General features: G+C 69.3%; 9 protein-coding genes. 4 read left to right on the plus strand and 5 right to left on the minus strand.

Annotated features, from left to right (window positions below; translation table 11 throughout):
* Positions 1-784 precede the first annotated feature (784 nt).
* Entirely contained in the window at positions 785-2,803 is a 2,019-nt protein-coding gene (locus tag ACFYXH_RS30520; RefSeq protein ID WP_389569613.1) for a hypothetical protein, read from the plus strand.
* Between the two features lie 296 nt (positions 2,804-3,099).
* Complete coding sequence (locus ACFYXH_RS30525) at positions 3,100-3,534, plus strand: WhiB family transcriptional regulator (RefSeq protein ID WP_389569616.1); 435 nt, start codon at positions 3,100-3,102, stop codon at positions 3,532-3,534.
* A gap of 9 nt (positions 3,535-3,543) precedes the next feature.
* Here the strand turns inward: ACFYXH_RS30525 and ACFYXH_RS30530 are convergent, their stop codons facing one another.
* Genes ACFYXH_RS30530 through ACFYXH_RS30545 form a run of 4 tightly spaced genes read right to left on the minus strand, consistent with a single transcriptional unit; the run spans position 3,544 to position 12,009 of the window.
* Positions 3,544-4,815: a TIGR02679 family protein gene (locus ACFYXH_RS30530; protein ID WP_389569619.1), complete on the minus strand. Its 1,272-nt coding sequence runs from the start codon at positions 4,813-4,815 to the stop codon at positions 3,544-3,546.
* Entirely contained in the window at positions 4,812-9,050 is a 4,239-nt protein-coding gene (locus ACFYXH_RS30535) for a TIGR02680 family protein (RefSeq protein WP_389569621.1), read from the minus strand. Before ACFYXH_RS30535 ends, ACFYXH_RS30530 begins: the two co-directional genes overlap by 4 nt.
* Positions 9,047-10,372, minus strand: coding sequence for a TIGR02678 family protein (locus tag ACFYXH_RS30540; protein WP_389569624.1), 1,326 nt, complete (start codon positions 10,370-10,372; stop codon positions 9,047-9,049). Before ACFYXH_RS30540 ends, ACFYXH_RS30535 begins: the two co-directional genes overlap by 4 nt.
* Positions 10,369-12,009 (minus strand): TIGR02677 family protein, encoded by a 1,641-nt coding sequence (locus tag ACFYXH_RS30545; RefSeq protein WP_389569627.1) that lies wholly within the window; start codon positions 12,007-12,009, stop codon positions 10,369-10,371. Before ACFYXH_RS30545 ends, ACFYXH_RS30540 begins: the two co-directional genes overlap by 4 nt.
* Before the next feature lie 169 nt (positions 12,010-12,178).
* Between ACFYXH_RS30545 and ACFYXH_RS30550 the strand changes: the two genes are divergently transcribed.
* Positions 12,179-12,823, plus strand: coding sequence for a DUF433 domain-containing protein (locus tag ACFYXH_RS30550; RefSeq protein ID WP_389569630.1), 645 nt, complete (start codon positions 12,179-12,181; stop codon positions 12,821-12,823).
* Entirely contained in the window at positions 12,820-13,290 is a 471-nt protein-coding gene (locus ACFYXH_RS30555) for a DUF5615 family PIN-like protein (RefSeq protein WP_389569633.1), read from the plus strand. Before ACFYXH_RS30550 ends, ACFYXH_RS30555 begins: the two co-directional genes overlap by 4 nt.
* A gap of 88 nt (positions 13,291-13,378) precedes the next feature.
* On the opposite strand, the gene ACFYXH_RS30560 is transcribed toward ACFYXH_RS30555, so the two are convergent.
* Positions 13,379-14,131, minus strand: coding sequence for a hypothetical protein (locus ACFYXH_RS30560; protein ID WP_389569636.1), 753 nt, complete (start codon positions 14,129-14,131; stop codon positions 13,379-13,381).
* Between the last annotated feature and the right edge of the window lie 347 nt (positions 14,132-14,478).

The following is a 14,478-nucleotide window of genomic DNA, read 5'->3' on the forward strand; positions in this document are numbered from 1 at the left end:
CGGCCCTGACCTGGTATTTCAGCTGTCGGGGTGGCGGGATTTGAACCCACGACCTCTTCGTCCCGAATGAGGGTCGGTCAAGATCGACACCGGGAGGTTTGGTGTTTTGCCTGGTCAGGGTGTTGGGGTGCGGTGGTCTCGGGTGGTCTTGAAGAGGCTCGGGGAGTGGGTCGGCTCCCAGATGGCTCCCAAGCGGGGCATCAGCCAACGGCCGCCGAGTCCGTCTGACCCGCCGTATCCGCGCACACGAATCCTTGGCACTGCGGTACTCGACCAGCGGGCTCAGATCACCATTGAGGGCGCTGCTCTGACCGGCTTACGAAGCTGCCCGGGTTGCTCGGCCGCGCCGATCGGCCACAGGGCATCTGGGCCGGCTGGGTCCGGAAGACCACACCACTCGGCGGGACCTCGCTGTCGTCATGAGCCGCGGCAAAGAAGCCCTCTTCCCCGGAACACGCCTAGCACAACTGCGCGGTCAACCAGTCGGGAACCAAAGGATTCTGAGGGAGTGTCACCCCCACTGCTAGCGTCTTTCGGGCAGTCACATCAGCGGACTCAAGCTCTTCACCTTCGCCATGTTGGCGGTGGGCGGCAACGCCGGCAGCCCAAGCCGGTACGTCTCGGAAGTGCGGTCGAGCGTGCTGATGCCGTCTCGGACACATCGGGTCTTGCCCGGGCGATCCGAGGGGGAGAACGGGAAACAGCGTGACCGATCTCCTTGGACGACCACGGCGTCCAGGTGCGTGCCTGGATGGACACCGGGACGAAGATCGGAGAACACCTGATGGAGCCATCATCCGGCGCGGGCGAGACCGTGCTGCCCCGCCCCGTCGAAGCGCTGCCCCTGCCCGCATTGGCGGCCGCGACACGGAAGCTCGCCGACAAACTCATCGAACACTTCACCATGGGCGAGCCTGCCGCATTGGCGCTCGCGCAGGCTGTCGTCGACCCCTCTGCCGCCCGCCGGGCGGCAGAGTCCCCGGAGCGGCTGCGGGTGCCCGGCGGCGTGATCCTGGCCATCCGGGCTGACGTATGGGCGCGCTACATCATCCCGGACCCGCGAAACCCGCGGATCGGCCCGTCGCGCCGGCACCCGGCCTCGAACCTGATCGGCACCGGCGAGAGCACGCGCTTCCGCCCGTTGGCCGAGCCGATCGCGGCGTCAGGGAGTCGCCCAGAACTCGTGCAGAGGCTCGCGAACCAGGAACACCTCGCGTGGGCGGCACAAGTGTCCAAGGAGTACGTGCTCGACCACAACGACTGGCGCGAGTCCCTCCGCCACCAGGGAGTGATGACAGAGGTGTGGCTGGCCGCGACGGCCTTTCAGCACGAGGACAGCACACCGGGCGTAATGGTTCCGGTCACGGTAGAGGGGTCGAGCCGCGTGACGTGCGCCCACGACCTGCTCGACCTCAGGTCCGCCGATGTTCCCTACCTGCGGGACACGGCGAAGCTGCGTTCCCACATCCGCAAGCTCAACGAGGCGATCACGACCGCGGGCGACCCGGCACAGGTTGACCCCGAGGTGGCGGTCACCGTGCGTTGCGAACGACTTCCAGCGCTGCTGCTCGTCGGTTTCGAGCCGCATGACGGCACTACCGCTGACTTCGGCGTTGCCGTCAAGTCGTTGGTCGCGCTCCGGCACGTCGACTCCCCCAAGCCGTGGGGTGAAGCCGCGGAGAACGAGGCTCTCGCCGACGCCGTGGTGGACGAGATCGAGCGGCGGAAACTGATCACTCCCGCCAAGGCCGACTGGCTACGCGGTGCTCTCACCCCCGACCAGGCGAAGGCCGCCGGATTCAACGACGACCCGTCCGTCCGGGCGGCGGCGATCGTCCGGCTCTTCGCCGAGCGCGATCAGCCGATCCATGCCGCTGTGCGGGTCGCCATCACCGGACAGAGCACCCGCAAGAACATCACCACCAAGCTGCTGCTCGACGTAGCTTCCTCTCTGGTTATGCGCTCGGTTTCGGAAGAGGACTCCCGTAGGCGGGAACGGATGCGGAAGTACCTGAAGTCGGCGTTCCCGGGCGAGCTGGCCAAGGACTGGGAGGCCACGTTCCGTGGGACGGAGGAGCTGGCCCAAGCTGCGCTTGAGGAGGTGAAAAAGGGGGAGCCAGGCGTGGCGACACGGGAACTCGCGGCCCGCAGCGCCTATCCGCTGGTGATCAACGGCCAGCTCACGGGTGACCGTGGCACGAACAACAACGATCAACCCGATCGTCGGCACCCAGGCGAGGTCATCGACCGCATGCGCAGTACCCAGCACGGCGTGCACCAGCTGAAGCAGACGCTCCTCGACTCTGCGGCGGGTCGCAGGAGCCGCAAGGTGGACGAGACAGGACGGGTCACTCAGAACGACGACGGCCGCGACATCCTCGTCACCGACGCGGACCTCCGCCGCACCTTCCCACCCGCTGGCGAAGGCCCATCACCCACACCGGCTCCCCGGAACGCAGCTGAGATTCTCGGGAATGCCCTGCATGACCTGGCCACTTCGATCCAGGCGATCGAGGGTGCGGTCAAGGTCGTGGAGGCGGTCAGGGCCGACGACGGGACCCGTGCTATCGATTCGCTGGGTGCCGACCGAGCCGACTGCGAGGCGTGGCGGAACGTCCTGCAGGACGTCCTATTCAAGCTGCCCGTCTGGCAACAGCGGAGTGTCCAGCGACACGGGATTATCGCCGAGGACCCGTACGACCTCGACGCGGACCATGACGACGAGGAAGGCGAGGAACTGGACGACGAGTTCGACGGTCAGCCGACTGGCGAAGACACCCCGCCTCAGGACGAGGTCGTTTGAATCGCTCGTGCCTCCCGGGGTTCTCCGGACAGGCATAGAAACCCGGCCGCGCGCCGGGAAACGCGACGCGGATAAACGGTGAGGCCCACCCACCCGACCAGGGCGAGGGCGGCAACGCCGGCTTCCCGGGCTTGTGCTCGGAAAGCCGGTACACCTCGGGGCCGAACTGCGATCCGCTGCCGCTTGCCGTCACACCGGGCGTGACCCGGAAGACATCAAGTGGGTGCGCCGGGCAGTTCCCAGCTCACCCTGGCCATTCACTGTGGACCAGACGTGGCCACGAGCTGGAGCACTCGATGGACAGCCTGCACTTTCTCGTCGGCCGCGAACAGGAGCTTCGCGATCTGATCCAGTCGTCTCAGCACCGGGACTCAGTCCGCGCAGCTTGCAGGGGCTTGGACGTGAGTCTCTACCATCCCGAGGACGGGGAGCGGCCTGCCGAGGGTCCCTTGGCCGTATGCGTCGGCTGCGGGGGCCGCTTGGAGTGCCTAGCCCTGGCGCTGCGGGCGGAGGACCCGGAAGCCCGCCACGGTTGGTACGGCGGCCTCGGCCCGGCAGATCGCGACCGCGTCGCGGCAATGCTCCAGCTTGCCAAGGGGGCAACGCCGCTGCCGGACCGAGCTCTCACGGCAATCCGTCTGGGCCGAGACGGATGGCGGATCAACGACATCGCGCAAGTGCTTGGTTGCTCCAGACGAACCGTGCAGCGCTACCTCCGTCCCGTGCGCTGACACCAAGTCCTACGCCTGGCGTGACAGGTCGTCCACCAGGAGCTCGAGGGTCGCCTCCTCGTGGAGCGCGACGCCGAGGGCGGTCATGGCAGGGGCGAGATCAGGGTCCCAGTCCGCGCTGACCGGACGGCCGTCGAGCGCCAGTTGAGGTATGCCCTCAGCCTGGCTGCGAGCGGCCAGATGCTCGTAATCCGCCGTGCCCATACGCCACGGAACGGCGTCGTAGCGGCGGATGACCCGGTTGGCCAGAGCGATCCCTGGCCAGTCGAAGTCGCCGTGGTAGGTGAAGCGACAGCCTGTGGTGGCGAGGGCGTCGAGAAGCGTGAAGACCACCGTGGCGGCGCTGCCGGACGTGCACACGAGGGGCCGGACGCAGGCCGCGTCTGCCGCGGCTTCCACCACGCGCGGATTCTCACAGATGTGGATGAGCGTTCCGGCGGGCAGTTGCAGCCGAAGGTCATGCAGGTCGCGTGGTGTGACGTGGGCTTCGGCGTGATGCTCGGCCCGCTCGCGCAGGGCGCGTTCCCGCCAGCCCTCGCCGTCGGGTCGCAGCCCGTACGTCAGCACCGTGCTGGAGACCTCGTCCGGAGTGACGGACACCAGCCGCCACAGAGCGCGTCGACCAGCCGCGTCGTCGGGGAACTCGGTGCCATGGGCGAGGGCGACGCCGCGTTGTACGAGGCGTGCGAGCCAGGTGCCGTCGTCCAGGCCGTGCGCGGAGCCGGTCGCCATGGCGGCGAGTTCTCCTCGGCCGAGTGCGCTGCCCCTCTCGGGGCCGAGGAGAGCGCTGAGGACCTGGACCGCCTGCTGGAGTGTCCATATCGCCGCTTCGGGCGCCACTCCTCTCGGAACGCCAGCCCGGCGCAACAGGTCGTACCACTGCCGGGGCCATTCCTGGCTGGCGAGAGGGGAGGCATCCAGTGCCGAAGCGAGGGACGACCACACCTGCTCCCGCCGGGCCGCCACGTCCGCGCGGGCGGCACGGCGGTCGGTGAGTGGCGGGCCGAGTTCCTCCAGGGTCTGTCTGAGGCCGAGTCCGGCGGCTGAGGCGCGTAGCCGTGCGTCGAGCACGTCGAGCCGTATGGTCACGGCGGCACCGGTGAGGGGTTTACCCAGGAGGAGAGACAGGTCGTTACGTTCCTGGGCGTTCAGCGAAGCCAACCGGAGCGAACCCGTGGCCTGCACGCCGTTGCTCTCCAGGCGTTTTCGCACCCCCTCCCAGAGCCGGGTGAGCCCGGGGCCCGTCAGCCATTCGCGCGTCGCGGAGGGCAGACTGCTCACACGGACACCAGACGCCGGTGCCGACCGTTCCAGGTGTAGTGCAGGGTGGCGACCCCGCGCACATGGGGATCACGGAGGCACTCGTAGATGTGCAGAGACGGAACCTCGGGCCAGTTGCCCATGAGCCGCTCGCTGGTGAGGACGAAGTCGAGATCGAGGTCGACGAGGATACGCCCCAGCCGACCGTGGGTGGGTTCGTCGACCTTGGCGAAGGCGTCGTCCAGGAGGATCAGCCGTGGCGCGTGCGGTGCCGACTCGGCGAGGCTGGTGAAGTGGGCGGCGGCTGCGGCGAAGAGCACGAGGTAGGAGAGCACCCGTTGTTCGCCCTGGCTGAGCCCGGTCCGGCCGGTCAGTTTCCTACGGCGGCCCGGAGCCGCGTCCTCGACCACGAAGGTGTGGAAGCGGAACCAGTCTCGGTAGTCCAGCGCGGTTCGCAGATGGGCGGCGTAACCGGCTGACGGGTCGGCGCGCCGGGCGTCCTCGATCCGGCGTTGCAGGACTTCGCGGAGCTGCTCGGTCTCCTCGCGCGTTCGGAGGCTCGACGGACTGCGCAGCAGGTCCACGGCTGCCCGGACGTCCGCGTCCACGTCTTCGTCTAGCTTCCACAACAGCTCGACACCAAGACCGTGGGAGGTGCGCACGGTCCGCAGGGTGTCGTTGAGAGCCGCGACCAGGTTCGCTGCGGTGATGACCTGTGTTGAGAGATGGTCGCCGAGCTCGCCGGTCAGGAACCGCTGGAACACCTCGCGTTCGCGTTCGGTGAGCCGTCCTCGGGCTTCCGCGGCCTGGACTGCGATCCGCTCGCCGACGGCCGCGACGTCATGGGACCCGTGGTCGTCGACCAGTCGGCAGACCTTGATCCCGTCGCGTTCCTCCAGCTGTGCGTCGTATCCGCCGGCCAGTTGGTCTCGCAGCGCGGTGTGCCGGATGAGCAGGGCGCTGTCCGACACCTCGCCCTTCGGGCGGCCGAGGGCCTGCTCCACGGCGTCGGCGAGGGCCCGCAGCGCTCGCAGACGGCTGCGGACGTCCACGCTCGGATCATCCGACACGTACTCGGGCAGCGAGGACCGATCAAGGCCAGCGCCGAGCACCACCTCCGGTCGGCCGAGAGCACTGCGAAGAGCGCTGCCGGTGTCGATGACCTCCGTCTCCTGGTCCGCCAGGGTCCCGCGCAGACGCTTCTCGTCCTCTTCCGCGCGCACGCGCAGGTCGTGGAGGTCGTCGCGGGCTCGTTGTGCCCCAGGCAGGGCGTGGACGGCGTTCGCAATGCGCTGCTTGGTCTCTTGCTCGCGGGTGAGGATTTCCTCCTCGGACGATCCGATGGCCTCCTCGCGGGTCCGCAGGTCCTGCTCCGCGGTGCGCAGTCCGGTGAGATGGACCCGGTAGCTCTCCTCCGCGGCGAGACGATCCTCACGGGCACGCTCGTACCGTTCGGCATCCGTCTGATTCGCGCCGAGCCGCTCGCCCGTGCCGCCGACTGCCCTGCGTAGATGCCCAACACCGCTGAGCAGGGCAGCCAGTGCGGTGCGTACGCGGTCCAATGCGTCAGGGGCGCCGGGCAGGTCGTGGGCGGTCGCGGTGGCGTCCGCCTCGGCACGCGCCGACACCGCGAGAGCGCGGGCCTCCTCGGCCTGCCGTGCCGCCCGGGTCGCCTTGACGGTCAGGTCACGCAGGGTCTTGTCGGCTGATTCGGCCCTGCTCCATGCGTTCGCGAGACTTTGCGCCCGGGGGAAGTCCCGTTCCGCGAGTGTGAGAGCCCGACGCATGGCATCGGTTACGGCGAGCTCCTCGCGGACGTTGGCCAGCCGCTGTTCCGTCTGCGTGATCCGCTCCTCCAGCTCGGCGAGGATGCGCCGCCGGGTCTCGGCGCGTACGGCGGCCCCCACGTACTCGGTGTCGCCCTTGTCGTGACGGCCGCTGAGCACGCCCAGACGCCAACTGCCGTCGTAGTACACCGCGTTGTGTGTGGCGGCCTGCGCTGCCGGTGTGAGCGCGATAGCGGCCAGCAGGCCCTCCACGCGCTCGGACGTCACACCGCACCCCGGTTGAGGGGCCGGGCGCAGGGCCGAAGCGAGAGTCGGTCCGTCGGACAGCACGGGACCGGGCTGGAGGAGGGTGTCCCGGGTACCGGGGTCGAGAAGGACGCCGTCCGCGCTTACCCACGCGTCCAGGATTCCGCTCGCTTCCAGCGCCCCTTCGAGACCGGCCCGGTCGACCGGTGCCAGGTCGTCCGCGAAGTCCACGAGCCGGTAGAAGGGGGCTCCACTGCCCGGCGCCCTCTCGGCGATGCGATGGTGCGGGGCCGACGGCTCAGGGTCGGTACGTTGCTCCCAGTCCCGCTTCTGCTCCGTCAGGCGGTCGAGATCCTCATCGAGTCGGCCGACGCTGAGCGCCAGTGCGTCCCGGAGTCCGATGAGTTCCTCGCCGTACGGTTCGAGTGCGGCCTGAGCGGTTCTCCACGCCTGGCTGTCGATGTCGGGTGACAGAGTGCGGTCCGCGAACGGCGCGTCGGCGGAGGTCTCGTGGCCGACCGTGGAATGGACGGCATCCAGCGACGGGCAGTCGGGCCCCAACGCGGTCCGCGTGTGCGCCGCCCACTCGGCGATGCTGCGGGCATAGGTGCCGCTCTCCTCGGCGACCTTCTGGCGGCTGACGTCTAGACGGCCGGCGGCCTCTTCCGCCTCGCCCTCCAGCCGTTCCCGCTCGGCATCGGCTTGAGCCGCCCCAGCGCGGGCCGCGTCCGCCCGCGAGATGAGGCGGGTCACTTCCTGGACCATCCGGGCCCGGTTCTTCGCGACCGTCTCGGCGTCCTCCAGCTGGTTCTGCCAGGACCGCAGTCCTTCTTGCGTGGTGACCGTGTCCACGCGGGCCGCCGACCGGTGCCGTACGGTGCGCGTCCCCCCGTCCGGAGTCGTCAGCTCCGTCTCGGTGGACTGGGACAGGACGGTGCGGGACAGGGCCACCGCCTCGCCGAGATGACCGGTGGGGAGTCCGGCCTTCTCAGCCTGCGTCAGCAGCTCCCGGTGTTCGGTTCCCAGCTCGGCCAGCCGACTCCCCAGGTGTTCGACCCCTTCGGCCAGCCGCTCCGCCGTGCTCTCCTCCGCGTCGTGCGCGTTGCGCAGGGTGGTGAAGGCAGCCACGGCGGCGCTGCGCAGCGCCTCCACCGTGCCGCGGCGTTCCGACAGTTCGCGCAGGCTGCGGTAGGCGTGACTGGCGTGCAAGGCGGCCAGGTCGGTCCGGGCTGCCTGTTCTTCCTCGCGCAGGGTCTCCAGCCGGCCCTCCGACTCCTCCTCCTGCGTCCGCAGGTCGCTCGTCCGCTGTGCGGCGTCTCCGGTCGCCCGGCGCCGCTGCGCGAGGACGCCCAGCTCGTGGCTGACTCGCTGCGCGGAGGTACGCAGGACTCCGGCCAGGTAGCCGCGGTAACTGGTGAGGAACGTGCGCAGTGCCGTGTCGGTGCGTTCCAGGCGGCCGAGTTCGTCGCGTACGGCGTCGAGGTCGTGGAGGTTGCGCGCCACCTTCTCGACCACGTCCTCGTCGAGCCCCGGCAGGGTCTCGCTCAGCAGGGAGGCCAGGCCCCCGTGCTCGATGCGGTCCCCGACCGTGGGGCGACGCAGCCGGTGGAGGAGCTGCGTGAGGTTGCGGTAGCGCGTCGCGTCGGTAATGCCGAACAGGTCCCGGGCCACCCGGGAGCGGTGCATGACCGCACGCTCGGTCGTGTTGTCGGAGCCGACGATCTCCTTGAGCCGGTCGACCGGCAGCGGCTTCCCGCCCTCGACCAGGTGCAGATCCTCGCCGATCCGCAGGGGGGTGACGAAGAAAGTCGGCAGCGCCTTCTGCGTCGACTTCGAGGCACGGATGGCGGCACCGAGCGTCAGGTGACGGTGGCCGCCGTCGTCGGTCGTGCTCTGGAACTCCACCCACAGGTAGCCGAGACGGTTGGTCTGTTCGAACCCGTCCAGCATCAGCCAGGGGAGCGTGGTGCGGCCGGTTCCGGTCGCGTCCAGCGCCCGGGAGTCGCCGTCCAGAAGATACGGGAGCAGCATCTCCAGGGCCTTGGACTTGCCCGCGCCGTTCTTGCCGCGCAGGAGCAGCCGTCCGTCGCCGAAGGAGAACTCCTGAGCGTCGTACTGCCAGACGTTCTGGATGCCTGCCCGGTGCAGTCGGAAGCGGGTGCCGGTGGTCGTCGCGGGGCCGGAACGCGGCAGCGGAACGAGGCCACGCGCGTCGGTGGTCATAGCGGCAACTCCTCTTGCACATCGGTTCCTTGGCGAGCTTTGGCAGCCGGTCGCACGGTCACGAGGGTGGCGTAGCGCGCCGCCGCGGCCAGCAGCCCCCACCCCTCGCCGTCGGGCCGTGCGCCATGGACATCAGTCACCGTGCGTCCTTCCGGCGCCTCCTCGACGTACCCCTCCGGCAGCCCTTCGCCCTCGGCGCGCAGCCGCCCGGCTCGGGCCATCAGCCGCATGCGGACCAGCAGGTCCAGTACGGCCTCCCGCAGGGAGGGAAGGTCCTCCAGGTAGCCGCGCTGCCAGTTGCTGCGCTGCCCGTACTCGGCGATGAGCTCGGCGAGCACCTCGTCCACCAGGCCGTCCGGGACGGCCACCCCGATGACGAGCGTCCCGCCGGTCGCCGGATGCCCCGGTTCCTGCGGTCGAAGCCGCTCCACGAGCCGTTCCACCAGCAGCAACGCGGCCTGTGCGACGGTGCCGGTGCCCGGCAGGTGCAGATCCGTCAGCTCCTCCTCGGGGTCGACCAGCGCCACCCCCTCGGCGCGGATCTCCATCTCCAGGCCCAGGAGTTCGGAGATAGCCTGGGCTTCCCGGCGCTGCCGGGTGCGCAGCCAGTCGCGCTCGGCGTCGGTCAGCTCGTCGAGATGGACGACAGGTGTCTCGACAAGCATCCGGCGCACATACGTGCGCGGCCCGCTGAACCCTGGATCCGCCGCCCGTCGGACCAGGTCGGCGCCGTCCCGGGCCTGTGCGAGCGGGCCGGCGACGACCACGCGTGCCAGCTCCCGGTCCACCGTGATCAGGGCTTCTCCGCCCGCCTCCTGCGCGATCGCGGCCACCTGGCCCTCGGTCTCGACGAGGACGCCCCACTCGACGAGCCGGCGCAGTGCCGCTACCAGGGTCCGCTTCCCGGCCGCCCGGCCCGTCTCCTCCAGCTCGATCCCCGCGTCGGCGGCAGCGGCCCTGATGTCGGCGACCAGGTGCGACAGCAGCATCTGCTCGGGCGCGGTGACCAGCACGGACAGGGCCAGCGCGAGGCAGGCGTACGTGTGCGGGGTGAAGGGGGTGCCGGTGGAGCGTTCCAGGCGGTGACCCGATCTCGCCCCCAGCCCCGCCTTGAACAGCCGGGCGAAGGAGCTGTCGACCAGCAGGCGGTAGCCGAGCACCTGCTGGAACCGTTTGCCCAGCCAGTCGGCGTGCCGGCGGATCAGCGGGAAGAGGTCGGCATGCGGGCCGTCGGACGCGACCAGGGGGTGCGCGAGCAGCAGCCGGGCGGCGGTACGGCGTTCGGCTGCCAAGGCCACGTCGTGAGTCGAGGGAAGGGTCATGACACGCTCACCTCAGCCTCGCCGTCGACAACGCCTTCACCGTCGACCGCGGCGGCGATACGGCTGATGTCCAGCTCCAGGTCGTCCAGCAGCAGGTCACCGTCGGCCGAGTACAGCACCGTCCGCGCGCCCGCCGTCCGGAGCACGGTGAGCCGGATGCCCAGTTCGGCGTCCTCGCTGCGCGCCGAGTCGAGGCCGAAGCCCGCAGGCCCCTCCCCGTCCGTATCGGCGAGTCTCCTGAGCTGAGCGTTTCCGAGTGCCGTGGCCAGCAGTTCCAAGAGCAACCCGAGCGCCGCCGAGGTGAGCCGTACGTCGGCGAACCGGCCCGACGCGCTGCGCAGTTCGTCCGCCGCCGCTGCCCTGGCCGCCGCCTGCTGCCGGGCGGCCTCCCGCAGTCGCTCCTTCTGCGCGGAGTGGTCCTCCACCGCGGAGGCCCGGCCCCGCTGGGCACGGCTGCCCCTCTCGCGCAGGGCCACCGGCACCTCGACCACCGGACCGGTCCACCAGCTCGTGTAGGCCGGCACGACCTCGTCGGTGGCCGGGGGTATGCCCAGATGGCGGGCGCCGTACAGCCCGAAAGCGGCGACGGCGATGTCGTGCGCGTCCTGCGGCGCTGCTTCCTCGAACCAGCGGGCCAGCCGCAGCAGATCCTTACGCCGGGACATCTCCCCGGTGGCCGACCGCAGCATCCGCTTGGCGTTGGCGAGCAGCGACTGCAACGCGCGCAGCGTGGCGTCCCGTAGCTGGTCGACCTGGCTGCCCTGACCGTCGGTGTCACTGAACCAGCCGCGCAGGCCCTCCCAGTCCGTGAGCTCGCGGCCCCGGCTGCGCTGTACCCGGACCTCCAGGCGGCCTTCGCCCTGTGCTGAGAGCCCGGTGAGCCCCTGGGCGTGGGCGTCCAGCCGATCCAGCAGAGCCGGGAGGTGCGGCCACAGGGTGTCCAGCGCGGCCGAGATCCGGGGCGCACGGAACGCCACGTCCTCCGTGATCGCCTCGACATAGTCCAGGAGCAGTTCCTTGAAGCCCTGGTACTCGGCACTGTCCAGGTCGTAGCGGGACAGCACCTGGCCGAGGTAGGCGTAGAAGTCGCGTATGGAGTCCGCGAACTCGCTGAACTGCACGAACAGCGTGCTGATCCGCTCCAGCCCGTCCTGCGGCTGGATGCCGCCCGGCGCGGTCACGAGGCCGGCCAGCTCCCGCAGCCCGCGTTCGACCAGGGCCAGCAGTTCGTTGCTCACCTCGCGGGCGGCGTCGGCCTCGGCCAGGACCCCATCGGCGTCCCGCTGGATGCGTTCGCCCAGTTTCGACAGCTGGTAGCGCGAGCGAGAACGCTGGTACTCGCTGATGCTGGACGCCTTCACAGTGTGGCTGCTGCGCAGCAGGTTTCCCCAGGTCACCAGCTGTTCCAGCCGGACCGTGAGAGTGTCGGCGTCGAGCCCTGCGGCGGAACCACCGCTCTGGCGTAGCTTCGCCATGATGTCCGGGACGGCAAGGTCCGCCAGCAGCGTTCCGCAGAAGACTCGCATGATCGCGAGGTGCTCCAGTCGCTCGGGCGCGCTGAGGTACGTGTACGCGTCCAGCCGCCGTCGCGCCCCCTCGCCGACGTCCTGACCTGCACCGGATGCTGATGCCCCCATGTCCGTGAGGTTACGCGGCGCAGCCGGGTGCCGCCGGTGAGTGGCCGAAAATGCCACGGACGTGTGCCAGGCCCCCTGCATGGGTCCCTCGGCTTCTGCGCCGAGTGGCTTCCAGGAGAATGGGGTACGTTCAGGCCCGTATCGGCGGGGGCGGAAGGAGGCGCGCGCGGTGTCGTACGAACCCAAACTCGCCGCGGCTCTTTCCGGCGCGACGCTGCGCCAGCTGTCCCACTGGCGCCGAGCCTCCGGGCCCAACGGCGCCGTGCTCGTGCCCGAGATCTCCAGCGAGAGGCCGATCCTCTACTCGTTCCGCGACGTTGTCGCACTCCGCATCTGTGTGCAGTTGCGCGAAGAGGCTTCGTTGCAGAAGATCCGCCGTGCGCTGAACACGCTCCGGGAGGACCTCGGCGAGTGGGAGCACCTCTCCTCGTACAAACTCGTCGCGGGCCCGGACACCATCTACCTGGCCGAGCCTGACCACGCCGTGGACCTGATCAAGGGGGGCAACGTGGTCATCCACCAGATGGTGGATGTTCTCGCTCCCTTCTACAAGGACGGCCGCAGCATTCCCGCCTTGCTCACCCCCCGTGAGCACGTCGCGGTCGACGAGTCGGTCCGAGGTGGCGAACCGGTCATCCAAGGCACAAGGATCCCGGCATCAGATGTCGCCGCCCTCGTAAGAGACGGCATCCCGCCGGACCAGATCGGTGAGTTCTACCCAGGCGTGACGGCCGAGGCTGCCCGCGATGCGGCCGACTTCAGCGAGTACGTCGACAGCTACGGCAGCAGTGAGCCCCGGCAGGCCGTCGCTTGAAACTGCTGCTTGATGAGAATGTGCCCCGCCCGATGGCCGAGATCGTGCGCATCCTGCTGAAGGCACATGAAGTCGTCCACGTCCACGATCTCAAGGGCTGGACGGGCACGAAGGACATCGAGCTGTACGCCAAAGCCAAGGCCGACGGCTTCGAGGTCGTCATCACCAATGACACCAAGCAGCTCAGCCGGCCACTCGAAGTGACGGCCATCGCACAGTCGGGCCTGCATCGCATCGAGTACCGCCAGAACAACAAACACGGTGGCCTGGTGGGCCTGGGCACGGCGATCGCCACCGTCTGCGCGGCCCTTCCCCACGCCCTGTCCGAACTCGAAACAGCCGACGGCCAGCGTCTCGTCGCCCTGACGTCGATCGACCCGACCCGGCAGAAGCGACTCCAGATCACGGACCCGGCCGTCACTCCGCCGAAGCATTGGCCGGGGCGTGATTCGGCCGCTGAGTCCTGACACCTCGACACACGAGGGCTCCCGGCCGGCACCCCATGGGAAGCGATGCTGGGAAATGACGCGGCGCCGCCGACTGCGCTTCGTCTCATCAAGACTCGCTGCCGAGCTCACCCTGGAGCTCGGCGATGCGCCGTTGGGTTGCCGCCGCGCTCTTCTGCTGACGGGTCAACTTCGCCTCAGCGGCTGCCAGCTCCCGGGCGTGCCGCTCTCGATCCGCTGCCGAGCGCTCACGTATGGTCCCGTCGTCGCGGTATGCGGGCCCTACCCGCTCACTGCCCACTACTCCGCGACGCTCTCCACATTCCGGGCAGTCGACGACGCGTGTGGAAACGCGGCTGTGCTCGCGATGCTGAATGTGAGGCACCACATGGTCGCAACGGAGAGTGAGGTCCCAAGTATCGAGGTCTTTCTTGCTCTCCTCCCGTGAAGGCCAGGACGCGAACAGGCTGGCGAGCTTCTCTATCTGCTTCGGCCCCATCGGCGGTGGCGGGCAACAAAAGCAGCGGTGCGTCACCCGAGAACCGCTGACGGACCACCGAGCATCCCGGCAGTCGGCGTGCCGCTCGCGGAACCTCTGGCTGGCTTCCTCGTACTCGCGCTTCTCCGACTCGGACAATCTCATGAGGGGATACCAGTCCCCCAGCCCATCCTGCATGGGCTGACCGCAACCGCGACAGGGCTCACCGGCCACGTACTCCGCCCAGCTGAGGCACGTACCTTCTCGCTTCCACCGTTCATCCCGCTCGCGGCGACGACGGTCGTCCGCTTCGGCATCGAGGGTCGAGCGCAGAGCACGTTTGGAGGCTCGTTGCCGCTTCTGCTCCTCCGTGAGCTTGGCCATGGGCTTCACCCTTCGCTGCACCGTGTTCTCGTGCACGACCGTGGAATCCATGCTGGCGTGGCCGCCCCGTGCGCCGGCTGCCCGTATGCCGGATGACGACTTGTGACCGGACTTGGATCGCAAGCGGCCTTCAGGCGACTGGTGTCGTCTGGAGCGGGGCAGTCGGAGGTTGCTGATTTGATACGCCGTCAGGGGCCACGCTGCAGAGAGCACGGACGACAGGGCACACGACGCAAGGGCCAATCTTGCCAGCCCGTGACCTGCCCCGAACCGGTACTTGCGGGGCGTCTGTGACTCAGCGCTACGACTGGTCACGTATCTGGGTGTAGGTATCACGCGAAGTGATA

The sequence above is a fragment of the Streptomyces sp. NPDC002730 genome (assembly GCF_042888805.1).
Lineage (GTDB): Bacteria > Actinomycetota > Actinomycetes > Streptomycetales > Streptomycetaceae > Streptomyces.

What these genes read in the sequence shown, in the direction of transcription:
- ACFYXH_RS30520 (WP_389569613.1), top strand. Translation starts at nt 785, where the DNA reads ATGGAGCCATCATCCGGCGCGGGCGAGACCGTGCTGCCCCGCCCCGTC.
- ACFYXH_RS30525 (WP_389569616.1), top strand. Translation starts at nt 3,100, where the DNA reads ATGGACAGCCTGCACTTTCTCGTCGGCCGCGAACAGGAGCTTCGCGAT.
- ACFYXH_RS30535 (WP_389569621.1), bottom strand. Translation starts at nt 9,050, where the DNA reads ATGACCACCGACGCGCGTGGCCTCGTTCCGCTGCCGCGTTCCGGCCCC.
- ACFYXH_RS30540 (WP_389569624.1), bottom strand. Translation starts at nt 10,372, where the DNA reads ATGACCCTTCCCTCGACTCACGACGTGGCCTTGGCAGCCGAACGCCGT.
- ACFYXH_RS30545 (WP_389569627.1), bottom strand. Translation starts at nt 12,009, where the DNA reads ATGGGGGCATCAGCATCCGGTGCAGGTCAGGACGTCGGCGAGGGGGCG.
- ACFYXH_RS30560 (WP_389569636.1), bottom strand. Translation starts at nt 14,131, where the DNA reads ATGGCCAAGCTCACGGAGGAGCAGAAGCGGCAACGAGCCTCCAAACGT.